The organism is Pseudomonas sp. Arb-4-2C (assembly GCF_055755015.1).
On sequence record NZ_CM146899.1, the window covers coordinates 4,077,409 to 4,103,236 of the forward strand.

Below are 25,828 nucleotides of genomic sequence, written 5' to 3' on the forward strand. Positions count from 1 at the left end.
CGCTACGTAACGGTGGAGTTTGCAGTTGTAACAAGCGCAGGTGACATGAGGCCTGAATTACACCGTCGAGCAGAGTTTTCACTCGCCTGACAGGCAAATATTCGAGGCCAGTTCACAAAGTGCAGTCAGCTGCTGATGACCCCGAGCGAGCGCTTCGGAAACACCGCCTGAATTAGCCATGATGCGTGACCTCCCCTTTCGGAGCTCACGGTAAATGCCAACCCGCTGCGGATTCTGCGCGCGGCAGCACCCGAATTATCAGGGATACGTGTAGGGTGGAGATGCACAACCGCTGGACTGTGTAGCAATAGGCTTTATCAAGACGCTTCATCTCGTCCACAGCCGCTGGTTGATTCCTCCTCCTGACTGAGTGCTTAAGTAGCCACAGCAAGCAGGACGCGTACGTCGCGATATCGGCCCAATTGGCCTGACATCGCTGGACACGGGAATGGCCAACCACTCCCGACGCACCTGACACCGACCGTGAGAAGTCGTGTGTGCCGAACGCCGTTTCCGGCAGCCCGGAAACCGACGGTACTACATGAAAAGAATGCTGATTAACGCAACTCAACCCGAAGAGTTGCGTGTTGCACTGGTAGATGGCCAACGCCTCTACGACCTGGACATCGAATCCGGTGCACGCGAGCAGAAGAAGGCCAACATCTACAAAGGCCGTATCACTCGCATCGAACCAAGCCTTGAGGCTGCCTTTGTCGATTTCGGCTCCGAGCGCCACGGCTTCCTGCCCCTCAAAGAAATCTCCCGCGAATACTTCAAGAAAGCTCCTGAAGGCCGCGTCAACATCAAGGACGTCCTGAGCGAAGGCCAGGAAGTCATCGTTCAGGTCGAAAAAGAAGAACGTGGCAACAAGGGCGCTGCCCTGACCACCTTCATCAGCCTGGCCGGTCGTTACCTTGTGCTGATGCCGAACAACCCGCGTGCCGGCGGCATTTCCCGTCGCATCGAAGGCGAAGAGCGCAATGAACTGCGTGAAGCGCTGAACGGCCTGGTTGCACCGGCCGACATGGGTCTGATCGTGCGCACTGCAGGCCTGGGCCGCAGCAGCGAAGAAATGCAGTGGGACCTCGACTACCTGCTGCAACTGTGGACCGCCATCAAAGAAGCCTCGCTGGATCGCTCCGCGCCATTCCTGATCTACCAGGAAAGCAACGTGATCATCCGCGCCATCCGCGACTACCTGCGCCAGGACATCGGCGAAGTGCTGATCGACAGCGTTGAAGCCCAGGACGAAGCCCTGACCTTCATTCGCCAGGTGATGCCGCAGTACGCCAGCAAGATCAAGCTGTACGAAGACAGCGTTCCGCTGTTCAACCGTTTCCAGATCGAAAGCCAGATCGAGACCGCTTTCCAGCGCGTCGTTGAACTGCCTTCCGGTGGCTCCATCGTCATCGATCCGACCGAAGCCCTGGTGTCCATCGACATCAACTCGGCGCGCGCCACCAAAGGCAGCGACATCGAAGAAACCGCCCTGCAGACCAACCTTGAAGCCGCTGAAGAAATCGCCCGTCAGTTGCGCCTGCGCGACATCGGCGGCCTGATCGTCATCGACTTCATCGACATGACGCCTGCCAAGAACCAGCGCGCCGTGGAAGAGAAAGTCCGCGAATGCCTGGAAGCCGACCGCGCCCGCGTGCAGATCGGCCGCATCTCGCGCTTCGGCCTGCTGGAAATGTCCCGTCAGCGCCTGCGTCCATCGCTGGGCGAAAGCAGCGGCATCGTCTGCCCGCGTTGCAACGGTACCGGCATCATCCGTGACGTTGAATCGCTGTCGCTGGCGATCCTGCGCCTGATCGAAGAAGAAGCCCTGAAAGACCGCACTGCCGAAGTGCGCGCCCAGGTGCCGATCCCGGTCGCTGCGTTCCTGCTCAACGAAAAACGCAACTCGATCACCAAGATCGAACTGCGCACCCGTGCCCGTATCGTCATTCTGCCGAACGATCACCTCGAAACTCCGCACTTCGAAGTCCAGCGCCTGCGTGACGACAGCCCGGAAGCCGCGACCAACCAGTCCAGCTACGAAATCGCTGCGGCCGCTGCCGAAGTCGAAGAAGTCCAGCCAGCCGCTGCGACCCGCACCCTGGTTCGCCAGGAAGCTGCGGTCAAGACTGCTCCTGCTCGCGCCAACGCTCCGGTTCCGACCGAAGCGGCCGCGCCTGCTGCTCCGGCACCGGCTCCAGTGGCCGCGCCAGAGCCAAGCCTGTTCAAAGGTCTGGTGAAATCGCTGGTCAGCCTGTTCGCTACCAAAGAAGAGCCAGCCGCTCCGGTCGTGGTTGAAAAACCGGCCACCGAACGTCCGGCCCGTAATGAAGAGCGTCGCAACGGTCGTCAGCAGAGCCGCAACCGTAACGGTCGCCGCGATGAAGAACGCAAACCGCGCGAAGAGCGTGCACCGCGTGAAGAACGCGCCCCACGCGAGCCGCGTGAAGAGCGTCAGCCACGTGAGGCCCGTGAAGTCCGCGAGCCACGCGAAGCCCGCACCGAAGCGCCAGTCGCCCGCGAAGAGCGCGCACCACGCGCCCCGCGTGAAGAACGCGCACCTCGTGCGCCACGCGAAGACCGCAAGCCACGTGGCGAGCGCGAAGAGCGTGTACGTGAACTGCGCGAGCCACTGGATGCTACCCCGGCCGCTCCAGCCGCTGCCGTTGCCGCGGTAGTTGCCGAAGAGCGTCCGGCTCGTCAGCCACGCGAAGAGCGCGCACCGCGTCCGCCGCGTGAAGAGCGTCAACCGCGCGCCGAACAAGCCGCCGCTGCCGTCGCTGAAGAAGAAGTGATCAGCAACGAAGAGCAACTGCCGGAAGACGGTCAGGACAACGCCGAAGGCGATCGTCCACGTCGTCGCTCCCGTGGTCAGCGTCGTCGCAGCAACCGTCGCGAGCGTCAGCGTGATGCCAACGGCAACGTGATCGAAGGTTCGGAAGAATCCGAGTCCGGCGAAAACGCTGAAGGCCCAAGCACTGCCGAACTGGCTGCCGGCCTGGCCGTGACCGCCGCTGTTGCCAGCAGCGTGATCAGCGCTCCTGCCGAAGCACAAGCGCACGAGCAAGCTGAACGCGCCACTGCTGCCGTTCAGGAAACCGCTCCAGTGGAAGCGCCGGTTGTTGAAGCCAGTACTCCGGTAGAAGTGGTTGCTGCTCCGGAAGTCGAAGTGGCCCCGGTTCAAGAAACCCTGCCTCAGGTAGAACCAGCGCCAGTCGTGATTGCCGAGCCGGTTGTTGAAACCGTCGCTGAAACCGTGACCGAAACCGTCCGTGAAGTTCGCGAAGAGCAGACCGCTTTCAACTGGGTTGCCGAACCGGCAGTGACCGAAGCACCAGCTCCTGTGGCTGAAGCTGAAGTTGTGCAGGCAATGGTCTCCGAGCCAGTGGTTGCTGCTGCCGAACCAGCTCCAGCGCCAGTGGTTGAGACGCCTGCGGTTGAAGCACCGGCTGTCGAAGCACCCGTCGTTGCCGAAGTGCCAGCGCCGGTAGTTGAGGCACCGGCTCCGGTCAGCGCTCTGACGCCAAGCGGCCGCGCGCCAAACGATCCACGTGAAGTGCGTCGTCGCAAGCGTGAAGAAGAGCGTCTGCAGAAGGAAGCCGAACTGGCTGCCGCTGCTGCTCCGGCAGTTGAAGTGGTCGAAGTTGCTGCTGCTTCCGTTACTGAAGAAGCCGTGGTTGAGTCGGTGATCGCCGAAGCACCGCGCTCCGTTCAAGACGCGGTCGAGCATCGCCAAGAGGCCGAGGAAAAAGAACACGAGCCTAAACCGCTCGTCTGATTCCGAAAGCCAATAAAAAGCCCCGCCTGAGCAATCAGGCGGGGCTTTTTTATACCTCCACTATCCCCTGTAGGAGCGAGCCTGCTCGCGATAGCGGTGGTTCGGATAAATGTGTATCCACTGACACACCGCTATCGCGAGCAGGCTCACTCCTACAGGGAGATCTGAGCAGGGCTCAGGCTTGGGTGAAGGCCAACGCTTCGGGTACATCGATATCCCACAACACCCCGGGATCATCCACCGTCACTTCCACCACTCGCCCCTGCTTGAATAACGGCCTGGCACCGCGATCACCGCTCAACGCCTGCAACCCCGGCCCGAACGAACGCCCAAACCCCACCGGATGCCCAAACTCACCCTCCTGCACTGGCACGCTCACGGTGTCCTCGGCAATCGCCGCCACTACCCGCTCAATACTCGATGGCAAGATAAACGGCATGTCCCCCAGCACAATCAACCAGCCATCCGCCTCGGGGCAGGCAGCGACGCCCGCAGCAATGCTGTCACCCATCCCGGTCGATTCAATCGAGACCACGTCACAGCCATAAGCCTGCGCCATGCGCATTGCCTGCGGTCGCGCCTCGGTGGTCACCAACACCCGCTTGCCGAGACCGGCTGGCAGATTCACCAATACCTGCTCGATCACCGAACGCACCGCGCCATCGCGCCCGGTGCAATCGGCCAGCAGCTTGTCTTTATCGGCACCGGCAACCTGGCGAAAGCGACTGCCCTCGCCCGCCGCCAGCACAATTACTGCGATGGATCGACTCATGCACCCTCCGCGGCTTTCTTCTGTTTCAACTCGACGCCGTTTTTGATCGCGACGATTTCCGCCAACAATGACAGGGCAATCTCCGCCGGTGAATGACTGCCGATGTGCAAGCCAATCGGCCCGTGCAAGCGGTTGATCGCCTCTGGTGAAAAGCCTAGCTGAGCCAGATTGTCCCGGCGCTTCTGGCTGTTGACCCGCGAACCGAGCGCCCCGACATAGAAGGCCGGCGAATCGAGCGCGGTGAGCAACGCCATGTCGTCCAGACGAGGATCGTGGGTCAGCGCGACGATGGCCGTGCGCTCATCTGTCTGAATACTCAACACCGCCTCATCCGGCATGCCCGGGACAAAACGACCGTGGTGCTCCTCCCAACCGTAGACGAATTCGGTGCGCGGATCGCAGATCAGCACTTCGAAATCCAGCAGCCGCGCCATGTCCGCCACGTAACGCGACAACTGCCCTGCGCCGATCAACAGCAGACGCCAGCGCGGGCCATAAATGGCGCGCAAGGTCTTGCCGTCGAATGCCAGGACATCGGATTTGCTCGCCGCCGACAGCAGCACCTCACCGGTCTCGATGTTCAGCTCGCGAGCAACAATCTCATGCGCTTCACAACGCGCGAGCAACTCGGCCACCCACGCCGGATCAGCGACCCGCTCTTCAGTCAGGCGCAACGTGCCGCCACAGGGCAAGCCGAACCGCGCGGCCTCCTCCCGGGTGACACCGTAGGTGATCAGTTGCACCGGTAGCCCGTCGCTCGCGATGCGCCCGTCGTGCAGGCGGGCGATCAAGTCATCCTCGACGCAGCCGCCCGACACCGAACCGATCACCACGCCATCCTCGCGCAACGCGAGCATTGCCCCCGGCGCCCGGGGCGCGGTGCCCCAGGTCTGCACCACGCTGAACAGCACCACCCGCTGCCCGGCGCGGCGCCATTCGAGCACGCTGCGCAGAACGTTGAGATCAGCGCTGTCCATTACGCTTGCGCCTTCTGCCAGCCCTGCAACTGATAACGCACCGGCAAGTTGCGGATACGCTGGCCGGTGGCGGCGAAGATCGCGTTGCACAGTGCCGGGGCAATCGGCGGCACGCCCGGCTCACCAACGCCGCCCAACGGCACGTCGCCCGGCGGCGTCACCAGATGCACGGCGACATCCTTGGGCGCCAACGACATGCGCGCCACTTCGTACATATGGAAGTTGTCCTGCTGGACCTTGCCATCCTTGAAGCTGATTTCACCCAGCACCGCGTTACCCAGGCCCATCACGCAGGCGCCTTCGAACTGCGAGCGAATGCGCTCGGGGTTGATCTGCGGCCCGCAATCGACAGCGATGTCAGCCTTGTGCACGATCAGCGTGCCGTCGTCCTTGACCTCGACTTCGATCACCGCTGCGACGTAGGTGACGAAGCTGTAGTGCACCGCCAGCCCCAGTCCTCGGCCCTTAGGCAGTTTGCGGCCCCAACCGGCAGCCTTGGCCGCAGTTTCCAGCACCGTGCGCATACGCCCGGTGTCGATCGGATAACGCTCGGGGGACTCGCCGTAGTTCCACTCCTCGCTCAGCGTGCGCGGGTCGATCTGCCGATCGGGGCCGAGCAACCTGATCTGATACTTCAGCGGATCCACACCGGCCTTGTGCGCCAGTTCATCGACGAAGCTCTGGATCGCGAAGCCATGGGGGATGTTCGACACCGAGCGATACCAGCCGACCCGGGTGTGCACCGTGGCTTCGGGGTTTTCCAGGCGCACGTTGGGTATCGCGTAGGCCATGTTGGTGAAGCCCATGCCCAGCTCGAATGCCGCCTCATGGTTCATGCCCGGGGCGAACAGCGCGGTAATGCTCGGTGCCACCGTGCGGTGCAGCCAGCCGGACGGCATGCCGTCCTTGCCGACAGCGGCCTTCAGGTACTCGGCGGACACGGTGTGGAAATACGAGTTGTGGATGTCGTCTTCGCGCGTCCATTGCACCCGCACCGCTTTGCCCGGGAACTCCTTGGCGAGGATTGCCGCTTCGACGACGAAATCCGGTTTCGATTTGCGGCCGAAACCGCCACCCAGCAGCGTGACGTTGAAGGTGACGTTATCGAACGGCAGTCCCAGGCGCTCGGCGATGCGCTCGCGAGTCACTTGCGGCGCCTGACTCGGCGCCCAGGCCTCACACACGCCATTGTTGTAGCGGGCGATGGCAACCATCGGCTCCATCGGCGCCTGGGCCAGATGCGGCAAATAGTAGGACGCTTCGAGGCTGCTGGCGGCTCCGCTCAGGGCCTTGTCGATATCGCCGGTGTTGCGCACAACTTTGCCGGGCTTGCGCGACGCAGCTTCCAGCTCCTGACGATAGGCAATCGAATCGTAGCTGGCATTGGGCCCGTCATCCCATTCGATTTTCAGCGCTGCGCGGCCCTTGATCGCTGCCCAGGTATTACTGGCCACCACCGCCACACCACCCAGCGGCTGGAACTCCGAAGGCAGCGGGCGGCTTTCGATCTGCAGCACTTTAAGCACGCCGGGGACTTTCAGCGCCGCGCTGTCATCCAGCGACTTGATCTTGCCGCCGTACACCGCCGGACGGGCGATGGTGGCGTACAGCATGCCGTCAAAATGCACGTCGGCGCCGTACACCGCGCGACCGTTGACGATGTCGGCACCGTCGATGGCCTTGGTGCCTTCCTTGCCGATGTAGCGGAATTCCGACGGCTGCTTGAGGCGCAGGCTGTCACGTGCCGGCACCGCCAGCGCACTGGCGGCGGCGGCGAGTTCGCCATAACCCAGTTCGCGGCCGGACGGTTGGTGAATGACCTTGTGCAACTGCGCACGGCACTCGCCGGCCGGCACTTGCCACTGCGCGGCGGCGGCCTGTTCGAGCATGGTCCGGGCCGCTGCGCCGCAACGGCGCATCGGTTCATACCAGTGGCGCATGCTGCGCGAACCGTCGGTGTCCTGGTTGCCGAACCGTACTTCATCGCCCGGCGCCTGCTGCACTTTGACTTTGGCCCAATCGGCGTCCAGTTCATCGGCGACCACCATGGTCAAACTGGTGCGCACACCCTGACCCATTTCCGAACGGTTGCAGACCACGGTGACCGTGCCATCCGCTGCAATGCTGACGTAGACCTTCGGATCGTCGATCCAGCCGTTGGGCATGCCGTCGGCGCCGAACTTCTTCGGTGCGTCTTCGGCCAATGCGTCCTGCCAGCCCCAACTCGCGGCCAGTACCAACGCACCGGTGGCACCGACGCCTTTGAGAAAGCCGCGACGGCTGAGATTGCTCAGGGCGAAATCATTCGGCAAGCGGCTCATGCCTTGGCCTCCTTCAAGTGAGTGGAGGCCTGGCGGATCGCGGTCTTGATCCGGTTGTAGGTGCCGCAACGGCAAATGTTGCCGACCATCGCCTCTTCAATCTGCTCGTCGCTCGGATTGGGGTTGGTCTTGAGCAACGCGGTGGCAGACATGATCTGCCCGCCCTGACAGAACCCGCACTGCGCCACGGCGCTGTCGAGCCAGGCCTGCTGTACCACCTGACCAACCGGGTCTGCGTGCAGGTTGTCGATGGTGCTGACGCTCTGCCCGATCACCGAGCCGATCGGGGTGATGCAACTGCGGGCGGGCAAGCCGTCGATATGAATGGTGCAGGCGCCGCACAGGCCCATGCCGCAGCCGAATTTGGTGCCGTTGTAACCGGCGACATCACGAATAGCCCACAACAGCGGCATGTCTTCGGTGACGTCCAGTTGATGGTCCTGGCCGTTGAGTTTCAGGGTAATCATGGGTACGCCCGCATATTCTTGGTGGTTATGGGGTCGAGCAATCTGCCGCCAGAGACTGGCGAGGGTTCACACAGATCGACTCAGGCAAAAAAGCCCTGCTGAGACAGGGCTTTTCAGTTGCAAGCTTCTAGCTACAAGCTTCAAGCAAAAGCAGTCGCTCACTCACGATCTGGAATTGTAGCCTGCAGCTCGAAGCTCAAAGCTCAAAGCTCGAAACTGCTTCAATAGCGGTTGGGCTCCATTTCCAGTTCGACATTGAAACGTTCGGCAATATCTTTCTGGATGCGTTGCGCCAGTTCCAGCAACTGCAGGCCGGTGGCCGCGCCGTAGTTGACCAGCACCAGCGCCTGCAACTTATGCACGCCGGCATCGGCCTCGCGGAAACCCTTCCACCCCGCCCGCTCGATCAACCAGCCGGCGGCCAGTTTCATCTGCCCGTCCGGTTGCGCATAAGCCACCAGATCCGGGTGCTGCGTCTTGATCTTCGCTACCAGCGCCGCCGGTACCAGCGGGTTCTTGAAGAAGCTGCCGGCGTTGCCGAGCACTGCCGGGTCCGGCAGTTTTTCGCTGCGAATGCTGCAGATCGCACGGCTGACATCGCTTGGCGTTGGTTGCTCGATGCCCTGTTCAGTCAGGCGCTGACGCACCGGGCCGTACTCCAGATGCAGATGCGCGACGCGATCGAGCCTGAAGCGCACACGCAGGATCAACCAACGCCCCGGCTGCTGCTTGAACAGGCTGTCACGGTAGGCGAAGTTGCATTCATCCAGGCTGAAGTCGCGCAGCTCGCCCGTCTGGCGATCCAGCGCGGTGAGGCCGGCGAACACATCCTTGATCTCGACGCCGTACGCACCGATGTTCTGCATTGGCGCAGCGCCCACAGTACCGGGAATCAGGCTGAGGTTTTCCAGACCCGACAGGCCCTGCGCCAGCGTGTGCTGCACAAACGGATGCCATGGCTCGCCAGCTTCGGCCTCGATTACCACGCGATTACCGTCATCGCTGATCAGCCGAATGCCGCGGGTGGCCATGCGCAGCACCAGCGCCGGGATATCAGCGGTCAGCAGCAGGTTGCTGCCACCACCGATCACCAACAGCGGCACGTCATGGGCAGTCGCATAGGCCAGCGCTTCACGTACATCGGCGTCGCTGTGGGCCTCGGCAAACAACTGCGCGCGAACGTCCACGCCAAAACTGTTGAACGGTTTCAGCGAAACCTGGGGTTGCAACTGCAAACTCATAACCGGCCCTTCACTTCGATCAACAGTTGGTCGCAGGCTGCCTCAATCAGATCCAGCACCTGCTCGAAGCCCTGATCGCCGTCGTAATACGGATCCGGCACTTCATCGACCACACCGGCATAACGACGCAGGAACAGGTCCAGTTCGGCCTTGCCGGTGGACGGCTGCAACGCCTTGAGGTTGCGCAGGTTGCTGTTGTCCATGGCCAGAATCAGGTCGTAACTGGCGAAATCGGCGCGGCTGACCTGCTGCGCGCGTTGCGCCGACAGGTCATAACCACGCACTTTGGCCGCCGCCTGGCTGCGCTTGTCCGGCGGGTTGCCGACGTGCCAGTCACCGGTACCGGCCGAGCCCACTTCAACCTGATCCGCCAGCCCGGCTTCGCGCAGCTTGTGACGCAACACGCCCTCAGCGGTGGGCGAACGGCAGATGTTGCCCAGGCACACGAACAGAACGCGCATCAGGCCCCCAGCAGGCGACGAACGCGCTCGAGGTCTTCAACGGTATCGACGCCGGTCGGCGGCGCGATCAACGCGTCAGCCACATGAATCCGCACCCCGTGCCACAGGGCACGCAGTTGTTCGAGGGATTCGGTGTTTTCCAGCCAGCACGGGCCCCAGCTCACGAAGTCCTGGAGGAACCCGGCGCGATAGGCATAAATGCCGATGTGACGACGGTACGGCACGCCTTCAGGCAATTGCTCGCGGCTCTTGGCGAAGGCATCGCGCGCCCATGGCAAGGTCGCACGGCTGAAAGTCAGTGCCAGACCGTTGAGGTCGCTGACGACCTTGACCACGTTCGGGTTGAACAGGGTCTCCACGTCTTCGATCGGCTCGGCCAGTGTGGCCATGCGCGCTTCGGTGTGGGCCGCAAGGTTGGCAGCGACCTGATCGATCACGCTCGGCGGGATCAACGGCTCATCGCCTTGCACGTTGACTACGATCGCGTCAGGCGCAAGACCCAGTTTCGCCGCAACTTCGGCCAGACGATCAGTCCCGGAATTATGGTCTTCACGGGTCAGCACCACTTCAGCGCCGAAACCCTTGCACGCCTCGACAATGCGCGCATCGTCAGTCGCCACCACCACACGGCTGGCGCTGCTTTTGCGCGCCTGCTCCCAGACGTGCTGGATCATCGGCTTGCCGGCGATGTCCAGCAGCGGTTTGCCCGGCAGGCGGGTCGAGGCGTAGCGCGACGGGATGACAACGGTGAAGGCAGTGGTCATTTATCCAGACGCTCGTCGGTGGTCAGGGTGCGCGCTTCGCTTTCGAGCATCACCGGGATGCCGTCGCGGATCGGATAGGCCAGACCTGCGCCCTTGCTGATCAGTTCGGTCTTGTCGGCGCTGAGCTTGAGCGGGCCTTTGCAGATCGGGCACGCGAGGATGTCGAGCAATTTGGTGTCCATGAACATTCCCTGGATAAAGAGTTAAGGCAAAAGACGATCAGGCAACAGGCGCATCAACTGGGTGTCGAACCAGGCCACGAAGGCCGGTGACGGCACGGCGTTGACCGCCAGATACCACCAGTCGTCAGCAGCAAAGGCACGGCACTTCACCGCGTCCTTTTCGGTCATCACCAATGGCAATGACGGTGTGAAATTCAACGCCTGCACGCTGTATTCGGCGTGGTCGGCAAACGCATGGGGGATTGCCCGCCAGTCTAGCGCTTCGAGGGTCTTGAAGAAACGTTGCGGATTGCCGATCCCGGCGACCGCGTGCACAGCTTGACCAGGCGCAAAATGATCGAGCGACTTGCGCTCGCCGCTGCGCAGGTTGACCAGCGCGGTCGGTTGCAAGCGAAATGCGAAGCCGTCATCGCGGTCTGCCGTGGCGCCGTTGAACAGCACACCGTCGACGCTTTGCAGGCGCTCGATGGGCTCGCGCAATGGCCCGGCAGGCAGGCAGCGTTTGTTACCGAGGCCACGGGCGGCATCGATCAGCACCAGTTCCAGATCCCGGGCCAGACGGTAATGCTGCATACCATCGTCGGAGAGGATCAGGTCCAGCGGTTCACTGGCAAGCAAGGCTCTGACGGCGGCGCTGCGATCAGGATCGATCACCAACGGCACGCCGGTGCGCTGCACGATCAGTAGCGGCTCGTCGCCAGCGATGTCGGCGCCTTGATCGGCCTCGACCCGCCACGGCCATTGCGGCGGTTTGGCACCGTAGCCACGGCTGACCACACCAACGCGCAAGCCGCTGCGCCGGCAGTGCTCGATCAACCACAGAATCATCGGCGTCTTGCCGGTGCCGCCGACGGTGATGTTGCCGACCACGATCAGCGGCACCGGCGGCTGATAGATCTGGCCTTCGCCGTCGAGAAAGCGCTGGCGCTTGTTGACCACCACACGGCGGTAGAGCATTTCCAGCGGCCGCAGCAGCGTCAGGGCCGGGTGCCCCTGATACCACGCGGCGAGCAAACGATCGGACAGGCTCATCAGGATTTGGGCGCCGCCTCGACCGTGGTCATGCGCAGATGGCTGAAACCGAGCTTGCCGGCCGCGTCCATGGCAGTGATCACCGATTGGTGCTGAGTCTTGCCATCGGCGCTGATCGACAACGGCATGTTGGTGTCACCGTTGGCTTCTTTCTGCATGGCTTCCATCAGCGTCGCCAGATCGTTCTTCGGCAGAATCCTGTTGTTCACCGAAAACACACCTTCGGCGCTGATCGCGACATCCAGCTGCTTGAGCTGCTGGTCTTCGGCGGGCGAACCGCTGACCGATTCCGGCAGATCGACGCGCAACTGGGTCTCGCGAGTGAAGGTGGTGGTCACCACGAAAAACAGCAGCAGGATGAACACCACGTCAATCAACGACGCGAGGTTGATGTCTATCGTTTCCCGAGGTTTGCGACGGAATTTCACGCTTTTTCCCCGGCCAGATCGACGTCACGGTCGCCCTGCACCACTTCGACCAGTTTGATCGCTTCCTGCTCCATGCCCACCACCAGTTCATCGATGCGGCGTTGCAGGAAACGGTGGAAGAACACCGACGGAATACCCACCATCAGGCCCGCCGCCGTGGTGATCAGTGCCTTGGAAATACCACCGGCCAATACCGAAGCGTTAGTGGTCATGCCGGAACCGGTGAAAGCACTGAAAATATCGATCATGCCCAGTACCGTACCGAGCAGGCCCAGCAACGGCGACATGGCGGCGATGGTGCCCAGCGCGTTGACGTAGCGCTCGAGCTCGTGGATCACCCGCGCGGCGGCTTCTTCGATGCATTCCTTCATGATCTCGCGACCATGCTTGGAGTTGGCCAGGCCCGCCGCGAGGATTTCACCCAGCGGCGAATTGGCGCGCAATTCCTTGAGTTTCTCTTTGTTGAGCTGCTTGTCCTTGATCCAGACCCAGACCTGGCCCAGCAGATGCTCGGGGGTGACGCGACTGGCGCGCAGGGTCCACAGGCGCTCGGCGACAATCGCCATGGCCGCGATGGAACTCAGAATGATCGGCAACATCATCCAGCCGCCGGATTTGACCAATTCCCACACAGTGACAGTCCCCTCGAAAAAGTGCGCCACTTTACCATACCGGTTCGCGATTAAGACCCGCTGCCCCGACGACCGTGATGCCGCAAGCGTGCCTGCGCCGATCAACGGGGCAACGCGGGCGGGTCGCGCCAGAAACGCCGCTGCTGACGCATCGTCCGTGGCGCGCTGAAGGTCCCCAGTTGCAGATGAATGGCGCCATGTTCGGCGCTGTCGTAAACGCGCAGCCGCTGCTTGCGATAACGCGCGAGCACGGTGGGATGCGGGTGGCCGAACGAATTGCCCTGCCCCCGGGAGATCAGCACCGCCTCAGGTTGCAGGGTTTTGAGCAACGCCATGGACGACGAACTGCGGCTGCCATGATGCGGTGCCTGCAGCCATTGCGTGGGAACCGCCAACGGGCTGTCGAGCAGGACGCGTTCGGCGTGGGCATCAATATCGCCAGTGAGCAGCAGACGTTCGCCATTGGCCTCGATCTGCAACACACAGGAACGTTGGTTGCTGTCGTGGGCGGCCGACCATTGCCAAAGCTGAAAGCGCACGCCGTCCCATTGCCATTGCCGGCCACTGTCGCACGCAGCGGCGTTCAGTTCGACAGGCAAGCCCGGCGGATCGCCACTGATCACCTGAATGACCGGCAACCGGCGCGCCACCGCCAAAGCGCCGCCGGCATGATCGGCATCGGCATGGCTAAGCAACATCATGTCCAGATGTTCGACGCCAAGCTTGCGCAGTGCCGGCAACACCACTCGTTCACCGATATCGAAATCGCCGAAACGCGGCCCGGCGTCGTACAGCACGGCGTGATGACGGGTGCGGATCAGAATCGCCAGGCCTTGGCCGACATCAAGCTGCCAGATATCGGCCACGCCCTCGGGCAAACGCTCACGCGGCGGCACCACCAGCATCAAGAGCAACGGCCAGCCCAGCGGCCGCATCGGCACCCCGCGCGGCAACAGCAACAACAGCGCGCCGAGGCTGCCCAGCGCCCAGACCCACCACGATACCGCGGCTGGAATCCACGCTGGCCATTGCCCGGCAATCAGCGCCAGGCCGCGAAACAGCGCATCAATCAGACCGCCCGCCAGCCACAACAGGCCTTCGCCGACATAGGGCACCGGCAGCAGCGCAGTACCGAGCAGTGCTGGCGGCAACACGACGAAACTGACCCACGGCACCGCCAGCAAGTTTGCCAACGGCCCGCTGAGGCTGATCGGCAGGTTCAGCGCCAGCAACACCGGGCACAGGCCGATCGCAATCAGCCATTGTGCGCGGGTCCAGGTCTGCCACCAGCGCCACGCGCCGAGGCGGCTGCCGAAAGTGAAGATCAGCACCGCCACCGCCGCAAAAGATAACCAGAAACCCGGGCGCAGGCTGGCCAACGGATCAAGCAACAGCACCGCATTGAATGCCAGCAACAGCGGCCACCACGTGCCGAGATGGCGAAAACGCAGACGCCACAGCAATACCAGGCCGACCATCACACAGGCCCGTTGCACCGGCACCTCAAACCCGGCCAGCAGTCCGTAACCCAATGCCGCCGCAAACGCCAGACCACAGGCCCAGGGCAGCCATGGCCAGCGCAGCGGCCACACCCCATAACGCGCGAGCCCCGCGACCAGCAGATACATCACCGCCGCCAGCAATCCGATGTGCTGGCCGGAAATCACCAGCAAATGCACGGTGCCGGTGTCCTGCAGGATCTGCCAATCCTCGCGGCTGAGCCCGGAACCGTCGCCGAGCACCAGCGCCGCCAATGCACCGGCCCGCCCCTGAGCGTCTACCTCAAGCAAGCGTTGACGAATGCTGTCGCGCCACGCCCCACTGGCCTCGGCAAGGCGCTCACCATCCTTGATCGTACCGGTTGCGCCGATGCGTTGCGCCAGCAGCCAGGCCTCGTAATCGAAGACGTCAGGATTGAGCAAACCGCCGGGGCGCTTGAGCTTCACCGCCAGACGCCAGCGCTCGCCGCTGTTGACCGGCGGCCCGGCGTACCACGCCAGACGCATCAACGACGGCAGCGTCTCGCGCCGCGAGCGGGCCTCGGCCAACTCGAAACGCACCACACCGTCGCCGGACTGTGGCAACCCCACCACCCGCCCTTCGATCCAGCGTGTTTCGCCATCGAGCGGTTGCGGCAACCGATCATTCAGCGCCCACTGCGCGCTGACACAGGCCCAAGTGAAACCGAACAGAAAAAATGCCAACGGATAGCTGCGAAACGGCAGCAACATCAGCCCCACCACGGGCAACAACATCAGCAACCCGACCGGCGGTAAAACCGGTAAAAAAACCACCACCAGCAGACCGGCTGCCAGCGCCATCATCCCTGTGCGCATACGCCCGTCCTTGAGAGTTACTCCTTAGGCGTAGCCGGTGCGAAGCCTGCTCGCCGTCAACAATTGTCACAAAGTCTGAATGGGCGCTTCGTAGAATCCAGACATACTTGACGCCTTAACCGACCGAGAAGCCTTATGCCCCGGCGCTTATTCAAACGTTACATGCCCGATCCGACGAGCATCAGGGAACACAAATCCTTACGCTTTCTCGGCAAGTTGCTGCATGACCCGAACCTCTGGCACCTCAATCGTCACTCGGTGGCCCGGGCGATGGCCGTTGGCTTGTTCGCCGCGTTCCTGCCGATTCCGGCGCAAATGCTGGTGGCGGCCGCACTGGCGATTACCGTGCGCGGCAACATGCCGATTGCCGTGAGCCTGGTGTGGCTGACCAACCCGATCACCATGCCGGCGGTGTTTTTCTGCACGTATCAGGCCGGGGCCTGGTTGATGGACGTGCCCGCCCGCACCTTGCCCGACTCGTTGACCTGGGAATGGATCAGCGGCGAACTGTCGACGTTGTGGCAACCGTTTTTGCTGGGGTCGGTGGTGTGTGGCCTGGTCCTTGGCGCCCTCGCCTACTTTGCGGTGATGCTGTACTGGCGCTGGTGGGTGGCCCGGCAATGGGCGCGGCGCAAGAAAAACCGCAAGGCATGAATGCAAAACGGCCTCCGCAAGGGAGGCCGTTTTATTGGGGTGTCTGGATGGGTCCCATCGCGAGCAGGCTCACTCCTGCAGAGGAACGCATTCCAATGCAGGAGTGAGCCTGCTCGCGATGGCAGTAATGCGGTCTGGAATCAGGTCCGCATCCCACGCCCGCTCACCAGCAACCGCGCACAACCGAGATACAGCACGACAGTCGCCACCAGCATGAAGGTGATCGCGATGCCGATCTTGATATCCGACACGCCAAGAATGCCGTAACGGAATGCGTTGACCATGTGCAGCACCGGGTTGGCCAGCGACACGGTCTGCCAGAACGGCGGCAGCAAGGTAATCGAGTAGAACACCCCACCGAGGTAGGTCAGCGGCGTCAGCACAAACGTCGGGATGATCGAAATATCATCGAAGTTGCGCGCAAACACCGCGTTGATGAAGCCCAGCAGCGAGAAGATCGTCGCGGTCAGAATCACCACCAGCAAGGTCACGCCGAGATGGTGTACCTGCAGGTGCGTGAAGAACAGCGACAAAATGGTCACGATGACCCCGACCATCAAGCCGCGCAGCACGCCGCCGATGGTGTAACCGATCAGGATCGTGTGCGGTGACACCGGCGAAACCATCAGCTCTTCGATGGAGCGCTGGAACTTGCTGCCGAAGAAGCTCGACACCACGTTGCCGTAGGAGTTGGTGATCACCGACATCATGATCAGCCCCGGCACGATGTACTCCATATAGGTGAAGCCACCCATGTCGCCGATCTGTCGGCCGATCAGGTTACCGAAGATCACGAAATACAGAACCATGGTGATCGCCGGCGGCAGCAGGGTCTGCGGCCAGATCCGGGTAAAGCGCCGGACTTCGCGGTAAACGATGGTATTGAGGGCGACCAGGTTGGGCCGGAACTCGGAACTCATACCGCCACCTTCGACAGATTTTTCTCCACCAGGGACACGAACAGCTCCTCGAGGCGATTGGTTTTGTTGCGCAGGCTCAGCACTTCGATTTGCTGCTGCGCCAACTGGGTGAACAGCGCGGTGATGCCCATGGATTTGTCGACCTGGACTTCCAGGGTATGGCTGTCGAGCAAGCGAGCCGGATAGCCGAGCAATTGCGGCGCGGCGTTCAAGTCGTTTTTCAGGTCCAGCAGGAAGGTTTCGACGTGCAGTTGGCCCAGCAGTTGTTTCATGCTGGTGTTCTCGACGATGGTGCCATGGTCGATGATGCCGATGTTGCGGCACAACTGCTCAGCCTCTTCCAGATAGTGCGTGGTGAGGATGATGGTGATGCCTTTCTGGTTCAGCTCGGTGAGGAACGTCCACATCGAGCGACGCAGTTCGATGTCGACCCCGGCGGTCGGTTCATCGAGGATCAACAGGCGCGGCTCATGCACCAGCGCGCGGGCAATCATCAGGCGCCGCTTCATGCCGCCGGACAGCGACCGCGACGGCACGTCGCGCTTGTCCCACAAGCCGAGCTGGGTCAGGTACTGCTCGGCGCGCTCCTTGGCGATCTTCGCCGGGATGCCGTAGTAACCCGCCTGGGTCACGACGATGTCGAAGGTTTTTTCGAACTGGTTGAAGTTGAATTCCTGAGGCACGACGCCGATCGAGCGCTTGAGCGCCGCCGGGTTCTTGTCCAGGTCATGGCCGAAGATATTCACCGTGCCACTGGTCTTGTTGACCAGGGTCGAAAGAATGCCGATGGTCGTGGATTTGCCGGCACCGTTGGGGCCGAGCAAGGCGAAGAAGTCACCCTCGGCAACGTCCAGATCGATACCACTCAAGGCCTGGAACCCGTTGCCGTAGGTTTTGGTTAGCTGCCGGATGGACAGAGCGGAACTCATATCTGATTTACGCACCAAGAAAGGAAGAAAAGGAAAGGTCAGGCCGGGCGGCGAACAAAACAACCACGGCGCATGAGCGCAATGGTGCTTGCCGCCGCCACACAAGTACAGTCAAGTGTGTCGATAGTTATTATCAAGTCAACGCGGTCATGACCGCTTTCTGATAGGCCGCACGCTGCTTCAAACGTGCGTACCAGGCCTCCAGGTGCGGCTGCGAGGCGCGCTCGATCGGCATCTCGAACCAGGCATAAATGAAACTGCCGAGGGGGATATCGCCCATGCCGATTTCGTTTCCGGACAAATACGGCTGGCCGGCAAGGGCTTGATCGGCCATGGCCAACAGCGCCGTGCACTCTTTGATCGCAGCGTTGATTGCCGGCCAGTCCTGCTGGTCTGCCGGCGTACGCAGCACGCCCCAGAACACGGTGCGGAACGGCCCGGCGAAACTCGAGGTGGTCCAGTCCATCCATTTGTCAGCGATCGCCCGGACTTGTGGATCTGCCGGGTACCACGCGCTGTTCGGCGCATGCCTGGCCAGCAGGTAACGCACGATGGCGTTGGATTCCCACAGCACGAAACCGTCATCTTCGATCACCGGCACTCGGCCGTTCGGATTCATCGCCCGATATTCAGGCGTATCAACCACCCCGAAGGCGCCACCGGCATCAATCGCCTCGTAGGCCAGGCCAAGTTCCTCGGCGGCCCACAGTGGCTTCCTGACATTCGATGAATTTTTCCGTCCCCAGATCTTCAGCATGACCGCCTCTTTTCAAATGCGTGGGCGAGCAGCATACGCCGGATCAGACACGGCTCAAATCACTCTGCATATCGCCCAGGGTCTTGGCCTGTTGTTCGCCGAACAGATGCGGGTAGCACTTTTCCAGGTGTTCGAAGAAGAAGGTTTCCGGCACATCGCTGAACTGCCCGTGATCAACCAGATACTCCATCAAATGCGCGCCATCGCGGTTGTACGGGTGGAAAACGCTGTCGTTGATCCCATCGAACTCCAGCGGCGCGACGTTGAACAATTCGCACAGTTGCTGGTTGAAGGCCGGCGTGGCCTTGACCCAGCGATCGTTAAGGAACAGCTCGGTGTAGCCGTGCATGGCGAACACGTCACTGCGCAGCAATTGCAGCAGACGCGGGGTCGACAGGTGATTCCTGACATCAGCCAGACCGATTCGCGCGGGAATGCCGCAATGCCGCGCGCACCCGGCCAGCAACGTGGCCTTGGGCACGCAATAGCTCTCCCCGGTTGCCAAGGCGTAGCTGCCACACAGGGTTTGCGGGTCGAGGCTGAAGGTATACGGGTTGTAGCGCACCGCTTCGCGCACGGCGTAATAAAGACTGATCGCCTGCGCGAGCGGGTCGCGGCTGACCCCACGGTGCTGTTCGGCGAACTCCACCACCGCCGGGTGGTCACTATCGATGAAGCGGCCGGGACTCAGATACTCGCGCATGACGATTTTCTCCTGGGTGAGCCCCGAGTCTAGCGACAGCTCAAGCACAGAGATAACGACGTTTCGGCCAAACATGCACGCAAAGACGCGGGAATAGCGAACGATTTCCCACGGGTGTTGCCCACCGAACCTACAAAAGTCATCCAGGGTTTCCCACGAGTTCAATCACCTTGTTCTGACCACCCCGTTTTACAGATGCCGTCTAAGCTCTGGAGGGTCGGTTTGCCTTGGTTCACGGAGGATTACATATGCTGTTGTTGTGGATACTGGTTCTGATCGTCGGTGTGGCGTACCTCGCCCATCGCCGCATCGCCCCGCTGCCCGCGTTGGGTATCGTCGCCATTTACCTTCTGGCGATGGGCATTTTCAGCCGCGCCCCGGGCTGGTTGATGCTGGTGTTCTGGGTTGTGCTTGCGCTGGTTGCGGCGCCGTTGCTGCTGCCTGACCTGCGCCGCAAACACTTCACTGCGCCGCTGTTCAACTGGTTCCAGAAAACCCTGCCGCCGATGTCGCAGACCGAACGCGACGCCATCGATGCCGGCACGGTGTGGTGGGACGGTGAACTGTTCAGCGGCCGTCCGGACTGGGACAAGCTGCTGTCTTATCCCAAGGCGCAGTTGAGCGAGGAAGAACAGGCGTTCATCGACGGCCCGACCGAAGAGCTCTGCGCGATGGTCACTGACTGGCAGATCGGTCAGTCGATGGACCTGCCGCCCAAAGCCTGGAGCCACATCAAGGAGCACGGCTTCTTCGCCCTGATCATTCCCAAGGAATTCGGCGGCAAGGGCTTTTCCGCCTATGCCCACTCGCAAGTGGCGATGAAGCTCGCCACCCGCAGCGGCGACCTCGCCTCGACGGTGATGGTACCCAACTCCCTCGGCCCGGCCGAACTGCTGCTGCATTACGGCACCGATGAACAACGCAATCACTACCTGCCGCGACTGGCCCGTGGCGACGACATTCCGTGCTTCGCCCTCACCGGCCCGCTGGCCGGCTCCGACGCCGGCGCGATGCCCGACACCGGGATCATCTGCAAGGGCGAATGGGAAGGTCAGGAAGTCCTCGGCCTGCGCCTGAACTGGGAAAAACGCTATATCACCCTGGGTCCGGTGGCCACCCTGCTCGGCCTCGCCTTCAAGGCCTATGATCCGGATCACCTGCTGGGCGACAAGGACGACCTGGGGATCAGTCTGGCACTGATCCCCACCGACACGCCGGGCGTGGAGATCGGCCGCCGTCACCTGCCGCTGGGCGCCGCGTTCATGAACGGCCCGAACTCGGGTAAAGACGTATTCATCCCGCTGGACTTCCTCATCGGTGGCCAGGAAATGCTCGGCAAGGGCTGGATGATGCTGATGAATTGCCTGTCGGTCGGGCGCTCGATTTCGCTGCCGGCCGTCGGCACCGGCGCGGCCAAGTTCACCAGTCTGGTGACCGGTCAGTACGCGCAGATTCGTGAACAGTTCAACGTACCGCTGTCGGCCTTCGAAGGCATTCAGGAGGCCATGGCGCGCATCGGCGGCAACGCCTGGATGATGGACGCGGCGCGCATGCTCACCGCCAACGCCGTGGATCTGGGCGAAAAACCGTCAGTACTGTCGGCGATCCTCAAGTACCACCTGACCGAACGCGGCCGCGAGTGCATCAGCCACGCCATGGACGTGCACGGCGGCAAGGCCATCATCATGGGCCCGAACAACTATCTGGGGCGTAGCTGGAACGGTGCACCGATCTTCATCACCGTGGAAGGCGCGAACATCCTCTCGCGCAACCTGATGATCTTCGGTCAGGGCGCCATTCGCTGCCATCCGTTCGTCCTCAAGGAAATGGCCCTCGCCGGGCGCGAGGACAAGGAACAGGCACTGAAAGAGTTCGACGGCCTGCTGCTCAAGCACATCGGTTTCGCCGTGGGCAACGCCGCCAGCACCCTGGTGCTGAACCTGGGTTTCGGCCACTTCGAGCATGCACCCGGGGACAAGATCAGTCAGGGCTACTTCCGCGCGCTCAACCGCCAGGCGGCGGCATTCGCCATGCTGGCCGACTTCAGCATGATGTTGCTGGGCGGCGAGCTGAAACGCCGTGAACGCTTGTCGGCGCGGCTGGGCGATGTGTTGAGCAACCTGTATCTGGCTTCCGCCGCGCTCAAGCGTTATCACGACCTGGATTCGCCAGCGCACATGGAACCGCTGTTCCGCTGGGCCATGGAAGAAAGCCTCGGCCAGTCGGAGCGAGCGCTGGACGAGTTGCTGAGCAACTTCCCGAACCGGGTGTTCGGCGGTCTGTTGCGAGTGATCGTGTTCCCGTTCGGTCGCCGCCACAAAGGGCCCTCGGACAAGCTCGGCGCCGAAGTGGCCGCGGTGATCGGCCGGGCCAAAGGCGATCCGACCCTCGAAGAGCTGCTCGCCGGCTGCTATCGCCCGCAGTCCGCCGACGATGCCGTCGGTGCCCTGCAACATGCCAGCGATCTGCTGAACGCCGCCCAACCGCTGCACAAGAAACTGCACACTTCGCTCAAGAGTGGTCAGGTCAAACCGGTGGCGGGCGAACACGCGATCGATGCCGCGCTGGAGGCCGGGGTGTTGCAAGCGGTGGAAGCGCAGACCCTGCGCGATGCCGAAGCGGCACGACGCAAGGTGATCGACGTCGATGACTTCGACAAGGAGGAGCTGAAACAGGCAGAGGGCAAAGTCCGCTGATCCTGACAACCATGTCCAAGCGAGCGCAGGAGCTTTATACTCCCGCGCCCGTTTTGCTCTTGAGGACTTATCTCGTGTCCAACGTCGTTGCCGATCATCTTGTGTTACTCGACCACCTGCGCAGTATTCTGGTCGCCGTAGGTGAGGCCGAACAGGTTCCCGAAGAAAGCCATGCCTTGTTTCTGGAGCGCTTCGATGAATTGCTGGCGTCCCTGCCGATCGATCCGATCGAAAGCCAGTATCTGGGCCAGGACATCCTGACCCAGGTGATTACCCGTTATCCGCAAATCGCCCATCTGATCCCACGGGACCTGCTGTGGTTCTTCGCGGGTGACTGCCTGCACTACCTGTCCGATGAAGAAATCGACATGTATCAGGCACTGGAAGAACGTCGCTACGAAGCCGAACAGAATGACGAACCGTTCGACTGGAACCAGGAAAAACAGCTGCTGGCGATGTCTGCACAAGACAGCAAGCACTGATTTTCTCCCGGCAATGAAAAGGCCCGCATGGAGATCCATGCGGGCCTTTTTTATTGTGCGGCGATTACAACAATCCTTCACTTTCAGGCAGCTCGTATGCCATCGCCAGGTTGTTCGGCGCGCCCGCCTTGCCCGGCTTGCTCAACGTCGGTTCCTTCTCCAGGCACTCCACCAGATAGTCGATGAACACCCGCAATTTCGGTGGCAGATAGCGCGTGGGTGAGTGCAGCAACCACAGTCCACCGTGGTACGAAGCCAGGAACGTCCACTCCGGCAACACCTGCACAATCAATTTCTGCTCGAGCGCGTAACGCGCGGTGAAGTACGGCAGGCTGCCGATACCGATGTGCTGCAACACCGCGCCCAATCGCACGCCGGTATGGTTGGCGGCATAGCGGCCACGCACGCCGACGGTCACGGCCTTGCTGCCCTTCTTGAATTTCCAGCGCGCATCGCTGGGAGTTTCCCCCAGATAGATGCAGCTGTGATTGAGCAGGTCATGCGGGTGCGTCGGCGTGCCATGTTCGGCCAGGTATTGCGGGGTGGCGCAGAGCAAATGGTCGATGGTCAGCAACTGACGCCCGACCAGTCCGGCAGGCGGACGGTCAGTGATACGAATCGCCAGATCCACATGATCGTCGATCAGATCAACCTGGCGATCCTCCAACAGCAACTCGACATCGACCTTGGGATAACGCCGCAAAAACTCGGGCATGTGCGGATGAATCACGAAACGCCCGACCGCTTTCGGCACGCTGACCCGCACCAGCCCTTCCGCCTCATGAGTGAACTGACCGCTGATCTCCATCACTGACTTGGCGGCGCTGACCATTTCCTGACAGCGTTTGAACACCTCTTCGCCACCGTCACTCAAGCGCAGTTTACGCGTGGTGCGCTGCAGCAAACGCGTGGCCAAGGCCTTTTCCAGGCGGGAAATGCTGCGACTGATGGCCGAGGGCGAAGAACCCAGTTGGCGAGCCGCCTCGGAGAAGCTGCCGGTCTCCACGACCTTGACGAAGATCGCCATTTCACCGAGCAGTGGCAGCGGGAGATTGATGCTCACAGCGCACAAGTCCTTTGATGTTTGAACGGATTATCACGTTATTGCACGATTCATATAATAAAAAAAGAAACTTTAATAAGGGCATGGAATATGACGCTTCGCCTCTTTTTCCATAGTGATGACCTCAAGGCTAATGTGGAAGTCCTCGACTGCACGCCCCACGAGAACGAATTTGCCGTGGTGCTGCGCGCCACCCTGTTTCATCCGCAGGGCGGTGGTCAGCCATGCGATACCGGCATGATCGGCGAAAGCCAGGTGTTACGCGTGGTGCAGGAACCGGATCGGATCGTCCATTACGTCGATCGCCCGGTAAAACTCGGCATGACCTGCATCCACGTCGATGAACAACGTCGCCGCTACAACACCCGCATGCATTCGGCCGGGCACTTGATCGGGCACTTCGTTCAGGCCATGGGCTGGACGCCGATCAAGGCGCACCACTGGCCAGACGAGGGCCGGGTGCAGTTCAAACCGGGCGATGCCGCACAGGAAGTCGACGCACCCACCGTTCAATACGGTATCAGTCAGTGGATAGAGCACGATCTGCCACGCCTGACTTCGCTGCGTGAAGGCGCGCGGGAAATCGGCTTTGGCGAACTGCCCGCCTATGGCTGCGGTGGCACCCATGTACGAAGCCTGAAGGATTTGGGCACAGTCACGATCGCCTCCCTTTCGCAGAAGAAAGGCACGTTATCCGTCCACTACAGCGTGGATTGAGCATTTCGGACGCTGCATCGCGCAGCGTCCGACGCCGGGGGAACCGCACTCGCAGGTTCTGTTGACTATCGATAGATGGACCTAAAAACAATGATGCTAGACGTCGAGCGTCTCGATGAGACGTGCATAAAAAAACTGGCCAACGAAGAAGTCCTCGCTATCCGCGTCAAAGGCTTTTTGCCCGAGCCGTTGGCGATCCAGATTGGCGACAAGATTCTTGCTCCGGGATTCGAGGGCTACATCAACGCGCCAAGCATCGGTCGGATCGGCATGGCGTTCTACGAAGCGGAAAACCAGCCGTTGCTGATCGAGGATTACTTCGAGCGAGCCACCAGCAACATCGCCGAACTGCGCGAGCGTTGTGCGCCTTACTCCTCGCCGGTCGACACCCTGCGCTGCATGCTCGACGAATCATGGCCGGCCGGTGCGCATCTGGAAAACCTCTATGGCCGCAAGATGTATGTCGGCCTGTCGCGCGTGGTCAAGCCCGGCGTGTGCTTCCTCGCCCATCACGACATTTTCGCCAAGGATGCCCCGGACAGCTTTCAGGCCCGCAGCCTGGAGGCGCAGTTCGCCTGCAACGTGTACCTGAACATGCCGACCGAGGGTGGTGCGCTGCAGATGTGGGACGACGACATCACCCCGGATCAGTTCGACGAGATGCGTGGCGACAGCTACGGCATCGACCCGGCGTTGCTCGGCCCGCCAACCCTTGAAGTACGACCCGAGCCGGGCGATTTCATCATGTTCAATTCGCGCTGCATGCACTCGGTGACCCCGGGCGTGGCGGATCCGCGACTGAGCCTTTCCTTCTTTGTCGGCTATCGCGGCAATGCTTCACCCCTGACCTTCTGGAGCTGAGATGTTATCGAACTACCTGGGCGAGTTTCTGGCGCTGGCCACCATTCACTTTCTGGCCGTGGTTGCTCCCGGCCCGGATTTCGCCGTGACCATTCGCCAGAGCGTACGCTTCGGCCGACTGGTGGGCATCTGCACGGCACTGGGCATCGGTGCGGGCATTTCCGTGCATGTTCTCTACACATTGCTCGGCGTTGGCGCCCTGATGCACACCACGCCCTGGTTGCTGACGGTGGCCAAGGTCGTCGGCGGTGCCTACATCTTCTACCTCGGCATCAGCCTGATTCGCAGCAAGCCGAAAACCACGCTTGAGGGCGAGAAAAATACCGACGAACCGCTGGTCGAGCAGTCGCTGTTCAAGGCCTTCAGCACCGGGTTTCTGACCAATGCCACGAACCCCAAGGCCACACTGTTTTTCCTGGCGATCTTCACCACGATCATCAGTGCCAGCACGCCGCTGAACATCCAGGCGCTGTACGGGGTGTGGATGTGCTTCGTCAACGCGCTGTGGTTCGTGATCGTCGCGCTGTTTTTCTCCAGCAGCCGGGTGCGCAACCTGTTCATGCGCATGGGCCACTGGTTCGAACGCAGCATGGGCGTGATCCTGATTCTGTTCGCTGGCAGGCTCGTGCTGTCGATGTAAACGCTGCGCTCAAACAAA

Annotated in this window: 24 protein-coding genes; 7 read left to right on the forward strand and 17 right to left on the reverse strand. The window is 61.7% G+C overall.

Annotated features, from left to right (window positions below; translation table 11 throughout):
* The first annotated feature begins 541 nt into the window (after window positions 1-541).
* The gene (rne, locus tag AC0J41_RS18395; RefSeq protein WP_473013255.1) at window positions 542-3,775 is read left to right on the forward strand and encodes a ribonuclease E; all 3,234 of its coding nucleotides are present in this window, start codon (window positions 542-544) and stop codon (window positions 3,773-3,775) included.
* Window positions 3,776-3,950: 175 nt separating this feature from the next.
* Here the strand turns inward: rne and AC0J41_RS18400 are convergent, their stop codons facing one another.
* The 12 genes from AC0J41_RS18400 to AC0J41_RS18455 form a co-directional block, all read right to left on the reverse strand.
* Window positions 3,951-4,547, reverse strand: a complete 597-nt coding sequence (locus AC0J41_RS18400; protein WP_473013256.1) for a nucleotidyltransferase family protein — start codon at window positions 4,545-4,547, stop codon at window positions 3,951-3,953.
* The gene (locus tag AC0J41_RS18405; RefSeq protein ID WP_473013257.1) at window positions 4,544-5,524 is read right to left on the reverse strand and encodes an XdhC family protein; all 981 of its coding nucleotides are present in this window, start codon (window positions 5,522-5,524) and stop codon (window positions 4,544-4,546) included. Before AC0J41_RS18405 ends, AC0J41_RS18400 begins: the two co-directional genes overlap by 4 nt.
* Window positions 5,524-7,845, reverse strand: a complete 2,322-nt coding sequence (locus tag AC0J41_RS18410) for a xanthine dehydrogenase family protein molybdopterin-binding subunit (RefSeq protein ID WP_473013258.1) — start codon at window positions 7,843-7,845, stop codon at window positions 5,524-5,526. The genes AC0J41_RS18405 and AC0J41_RS18410 overlap by 1 nt, the downstream gene beginning before the upstream one ends.
* Window positions 7,842-8,312, reverse strand: a complete 471-nt coding sequence (locus tag AC0J41_RS18415) for a (2Fe-2S)-binding protein (protein ID WP_025113003.1) — start codon at window positions 8,310-8,312, stop codon at window positions 7,842-7,844. The genes AC0J41_RS18410 and AC0J41_RS18415 overlap by 4 nt, the downstream gene beginning before the upstream one ends.
* Before the next feature lie 221 nt (window positions 8,313-8,533).
* Entirely contained in the window at window positions 8,534-9,553 is a 1,020-nt protein-coding gene (gene murB / locus AC0J41_RS18420; protein WP_473013259.1) for a UDP-N-acetylmuramate dehydrogenase, read from the reverse strand.
* Window positions 9,550-10,014 carry a low molecular weight protein-tyrosine-phosphatase gene (locus AC0J41_RS18425; RefSeq protein WP_473013260.1) on the reverse strand — a complete coding sequence of 155 codons (465 nt, stop codon included), beginning with the start codon at window positions 10,012-10,014 and terminating at the stop codon, window positions 9,550-9,552. Before AC0J41_RS18425 ends, murB begins: the two co-directional genes overlap by 4 nt.
* Window positions 10,014-10,778 carry a 3-deoxy-manno-octulosonate cytidylyltransferase gene (gene kdsB / locus AC0J41_RS18430; protein WP_025113000.1) on the reverse strand — a complete coding sequence of 255 codons (765 nt, stop codon included), beginning with the start codon at window positions 10,776-10,778 and terminating at the stop codon, window positions 10,014-10,016. The genes AC0J41_RS18425 and kdsB overlap by 1 nt, the downstream gene beginning before the upstream one ends.
* Window positions 10,775-10,960 (reverse strand): Trm112 family protein, encoded by a 186-nt coding sequence (locus AC0J41_RS18435; protein WP_003174668.1) that lies wholly within the window; start codon window positions 10,958-10,960, stop codon window positions 10,775-10,777. The genes kdsB and AC0J41_RS18435 overlap by 4 nt, the downstream gene beginning before the upstream one ends.
* A gap of 21 nt (window positions 10,961-10,981) precedes the next feature.
* Window positions 10,982-11,992 carry a tetraacyldisaccharide 4'-kinase gene (gene lpxK, locus AC0J41_RS18440; protein ID WP_473013261.1) on the reverse strand — a complete coding sequence of 337 codons (1,011 nt, stop codon included), beginning with the start codon at window positions 11,990-11,992 and terminating at the stop codon, window positions 10,982-10,984.
* A complete protein-coding gene (locus AC0J41_RS18445) occupies window positions 11,992-12,420 on the reverse strand; it encodes an ExbD/TolR family protein (RefSeq protein ID WP_025112998.1) in 429 nt (142 codons plus the stop codon). Before AC0J41_RS18445 ends, lpxK begins: the two co-directional genes overlap by 1 nt.
* On the reverse strand, window positions 12,417-13,052 hold the full coding sequence (locus AC0J41_RS18450; RefSeq protein WP_025112997.1) for a MotA/TolQ/ExbB proton channel family protein: 636 nt from the start codon (window positions 13,050-13,052) through the stop codon (window positions 12,417-12,419). Before AC0J41_RS18450 ends, AC0J41_RS18445 begins: the two co-directional genes overlap by 4 nt.
* A 101-nt stretch (window positions 13,053-13,153) precedes the next feature.
* Complete coding sequence (locus AC0J41_RS18455) at window positions 13,154-15,388, reverse strand: DNA internalization-related competence protein ComEC/Rec2 (RefSeq protein WP_473013262.1); 2,235 nt, start codon at window positions 15,386-15,388, stop codon at window positions 13,154-13,156.
* A gap of 135 nt (window positions 15,389-15,523) precedes the next feature.
* Here AC0J41_RS18455 and AC0J41_RS18460 point away from each other — a divergent pair, with 135 nt between their 5' ends.
* On the forward strand, window positions 15,524-16,042 hold the full coding sequence (locus AC0J41_RS18460) for a DUF2062 domain-containing protein (RefSeq protein WP_025112995.1): 519 nt from the start codon (window positions 15,524-15,526) through the stop codon (window positions 16,040-16,042).
* 140 nt (window positions 16,043-16,182) lie between these two features.
* Here the strand turns inward: AC0J41_RS18460 and AC0J41_RS18465 are convergent, their stop codons facing one another.
* From AC0J41_RS18465 to AC0J41_RS18480, 4 genes are all read right to left on the reverse strand, one after another.
* On the reverse strand, window positions 16,183-16,962 hold the full coding sequence (locus tag AC0J41_RS18465; protein ID WP_025112994.1) for an ABC transporter permease: 780 nt from the start codon (window positions 16,960-16,962) through the stop codon (window positions 16,183-16,185).
* A complete protein-coding gene (locus tag AC0J41_RS18470) occupies window positions 16,959-17,891 on the reverse strand; it encodes an ABC transporter ATP-binding protein (protein ID WP_473013263.1) in 933 nt (310 codons plus the stop codon). Before AC0J41_RS18470 ends, AC0J41_RS18465 begins: the two co-directional genes overlap by 4 nt.
* Window positions 17,892-18,024: 133 nt before the next feature.
* Window positions 18,025-18,648 carry a glutathione S-transferase family protein gene (locus tag AC0J41_RS18475; protein ID WP_473013264.1) on the reverse strand — a complete coding sequence of 208 codons (624 nt, stop codon included), beginning with the start codon at window positions 18,646-18,648 and terminating at the stop codon, window positions 18,025-18,027.
* 43 nt (window positions 18,649-18,691) lie between these two features.
* Window positions 18,692-19,351, reverse strand: coding sequence for a transglutaminase-like domain-containing protein (locus AC0J41_RS18480; RefSeq protein WP_025112991.1), 660 nt, complete (start codon window positions 19,349-19,351; stop codon window positions 18,692-18,694).
* 248 nt (window positions 19,352-19,599) lie between these two features.
* On the opposite strand from AC0J41_RS18480, the gene AC0J41_RS18485 reads away from it, so the two are divergent.
* Both AC0J41_RS18485 and AC0J41_RS18490 read left to right on the forward strand, forming a co-directional pair.
* Complete coding sequence (locus AC0J41_RS18485; RefSeq protein ID WP_473013265.1) at window positions 19,600-22,047, forward strand: acyl-CoA dehydrogenase; 2,448 nt, start codon at window positions 19,600-19,602, stop codon at window positions 22,045-22,047.
* Between the two features lie 74 nt (window positions 22,048-22,121).
* Window positions 22,122-22,529: a PA2817 family protein gene (locus AC0J41_RS18490; RefSeq protein ID WP_008087850.1), complete on the forward strand. Its 408-nt coding sequence runs from the start codon at window positions 22,122-22,124 to the stop codon at window positions 22,527-22,529.
* A 64-nt stretch (window positions 22,530-22,593) separates the two neighbouring features.
* Here AC0J41_RS18490 and AC0J41_RS18495 read toward each other — a convergent pair whose 3' ends face one another.
* The gene (locus AC0J41_RS18495) at window positions 22,594-23,592 is read right to left on the reverse strand and encodes a LysR family transcriptional regulator (RefSeq protein WP_025112989.1); all 999 of its coding nucleotides are present in this window, start codon (window positions 23,590-23,592) and stop codon (window positions 22,594-22,596) included.
* A 90-nt stretch (window positions 23,593-23,682) separates the two neighbouring features.
* Between AC0J41_RS18495 and AC0J41_RS18500 the strand changes: the two genes are divergently transcribed.
* The 3 genes from AC0J41_RS18500 (at window position 23,683) to AC0J41_RS18510 (ending at window position 25,810) form a co-directional block, all read left to right on the forward strand.
* Window positions 23,683-24,309 carry a serine-tRNA(Ala) deacylase AlaX gene (locus tag AC0J41_RS18500; RefSeq protein WP_025112988.1) on the forward strand — a complete coding sequence of 209 codons (627 nt, stop codon included), beginning with the start codon at window positions 23,683-23,685 and terminating at the stop codon, window positions 24,307-24,309.
* A gap of 90 nt (window positions 24,310-24,399) precedes the next feature.
* Window positions 24,400-25,170 carry a 2OG-Fe(II) oxygenase gene (locus AC0J41_RS18505; protein ID WP_025112987.1) on the forward strand — a complete coding sequence of 257 codons (771 nt, stop codon included), beginning with the start codon at window positions 24,400-24,402 and terminating at the stop codon, window positions 25,168-25,170.
* 1 nt (window position 25,171) lies between these two features.
* Window positions 25,172-25,810 (forward strand): LysE family translocator, encoded by a 639-nt coding sequence (locus AC0J41_RS18510; protein WP_473013266.1) that lies wholly within the window; start codon window positions 25,172-25,174, stop codon window positions 25,808-25,810.
* Window positions 25,811-25,828 lie beyond the last annotated feature (18 nt).

What these genes read in the sequence shown, in the direction of transcription:
- AC0J41_RS18410 (WP_473013258.1), bottom strand. Translation starts at nt 7,845, where the DNA reads ATGAGCCGCTTGCCGAATGATTTCGCCCTGAGCAATCTCAGCCGTCGC.
- AC0J41_RS18400 (WP_473013256.1), bottom strand. Translation starts at nt 4,547, where the DNA reads ATGAGTCGATCCATCGCAGTAATTGTGCTGGCGGCGGGCGAGGGCAGT.
- AC0J41_RS18510 (WP_473013266.1), top strand. Translation starts at nt 25,172, where the DNA reads ATGTTATCGAACTACCTGGGCGAGTTTCTGGCGCTGGCCACCATTCAC.
- AC0J41_RS18470 (WP_473013263.1), bottom strand. Translation starts at nt 17,891, where the DNA reads ATGAGTTCCGCTCTGTCCATCCGGCAGCTAACCAAAACCTACGGCAAC.
- AC0J41_RS18415 (WP_025113003.1), bottom strand. Translation starts at nt 8,312, where the DNA reads ATGATTACCCTGAAACTCAACGGCCAGGACCATCAACTGGACGTCACC.
- AC0J41_RS18485 (WP_473013265.1), top strand. Translation starts at nt 19,600, where the DNA reads ATGCTGTTGTTGTGGATACTGGTTCTGATCGTCGGTGTGGCGTACCTC.
- AC0J41_RS18460 (WP_025112995.1), top strand. Translation starts at nt 15,524, where the DNA reads ATGCCCCGGCGCTTATTCAAACGTTACATGCCCGATCCGACGAGCATC.
- murB (WP_473013259.1), bottom strand. Translation starts at nt 9,553, where the DNA reads ATGAGTTTGCAGTTGCAACCCCAGGTTTCGCTGAAACCGTTCAACAGT.
- AC0J41_RS18405 (WP_473013257.1), bottom strand. Translation starts at nt 5,524, where the DNA reads ATGGACAGCGCTGATCTCAACGTTCTGCGCAGCGTGCTCGAATGGCGC.
- AC0J41_RS18455 (WP_473013262.1), bottom strand. Translation starts at nt 15,388, where the DNA reads ATGCGCACAGGGATGATGGCGCTGGCAGCCGGTCTGCTGGTGGTGGTT.
- lpxK (WP_473013261.1), bottom strand. Translation starts at nt 11,992, where the DNA reads ATGAGCCTGTCCGATCGTTTGCTCGCCGCGTGGTATCAGGGGCACCCG.
- AC0J41_RS18505 (WP_025112987.1), top strand. Translation starts at nt 24,400, where the DNA reads ATGATGCTAGACGTCGAGCGTCTCGATGAGACGTGCATAAAAAAACTG.
- AC0J41_RS18475 (WP_473013264.1), bottom strand. Translation starts at nt 18,648, where the DNA reads ATGCTGAAGATCTGGGGACGGAAAAATTCATCGAATGTCAGGAAGCCA.
- AC0J41_RS18465 (WP_025112994.1), bottom strand. Translation starts at nt 16,962, where the DNA reads ATGAGTTCCGAGTTCCGGCCCAACCTGGTCGCCCTCAATACCATCGTT.
- AC0J41_RS18435 (WP_003174668.1), bottom strand. Translation starts at nt 10,960, where the DNA reads ATGGACACCAAATTGCTCGACATCCTCGCGTGCCCGATCTGCAAAGGC.
- rne (WP_473013255.1), top strand. Translation starts at nt 542, where the DNA reads ATGAAAAGAATGCTGATTAACGCAACTCAACCCGAAGAGTTGCGTGTT.
- kdsB (WP_025113000.1), bottom strand. Translation starts at nt 10,778, where the DNA reads ATGACCACTGCCTTCACCGTTGTCATCCCGTCGCGCTACGCCTCGACC.
- AC0J41_RS18480 (WP_025112991.1), bottom strand. Translation starts at nt 19,351, where the DNA reads ATGCGCGAGTATCTGAGTCCCGGCCGCTTCATCGATAGTGACCACCCG.
- AC0J41_RS18425 (WP_473013260.1), bottom strand. Translation starts at nt 10,014, where the DNA reads ATGCGCGTTCTGTTCGTGTGCCTGGGCAACATCTGCCGTTCGCCCACC.
- AC0J41_RS18500 (WP_025112988.1), top strand. Translation starts at nt 23,683, where the DNA reads ATGACGCTTCGCCTCTTTTTCCATAGTGATGACCTCAAGGCTAATGTG.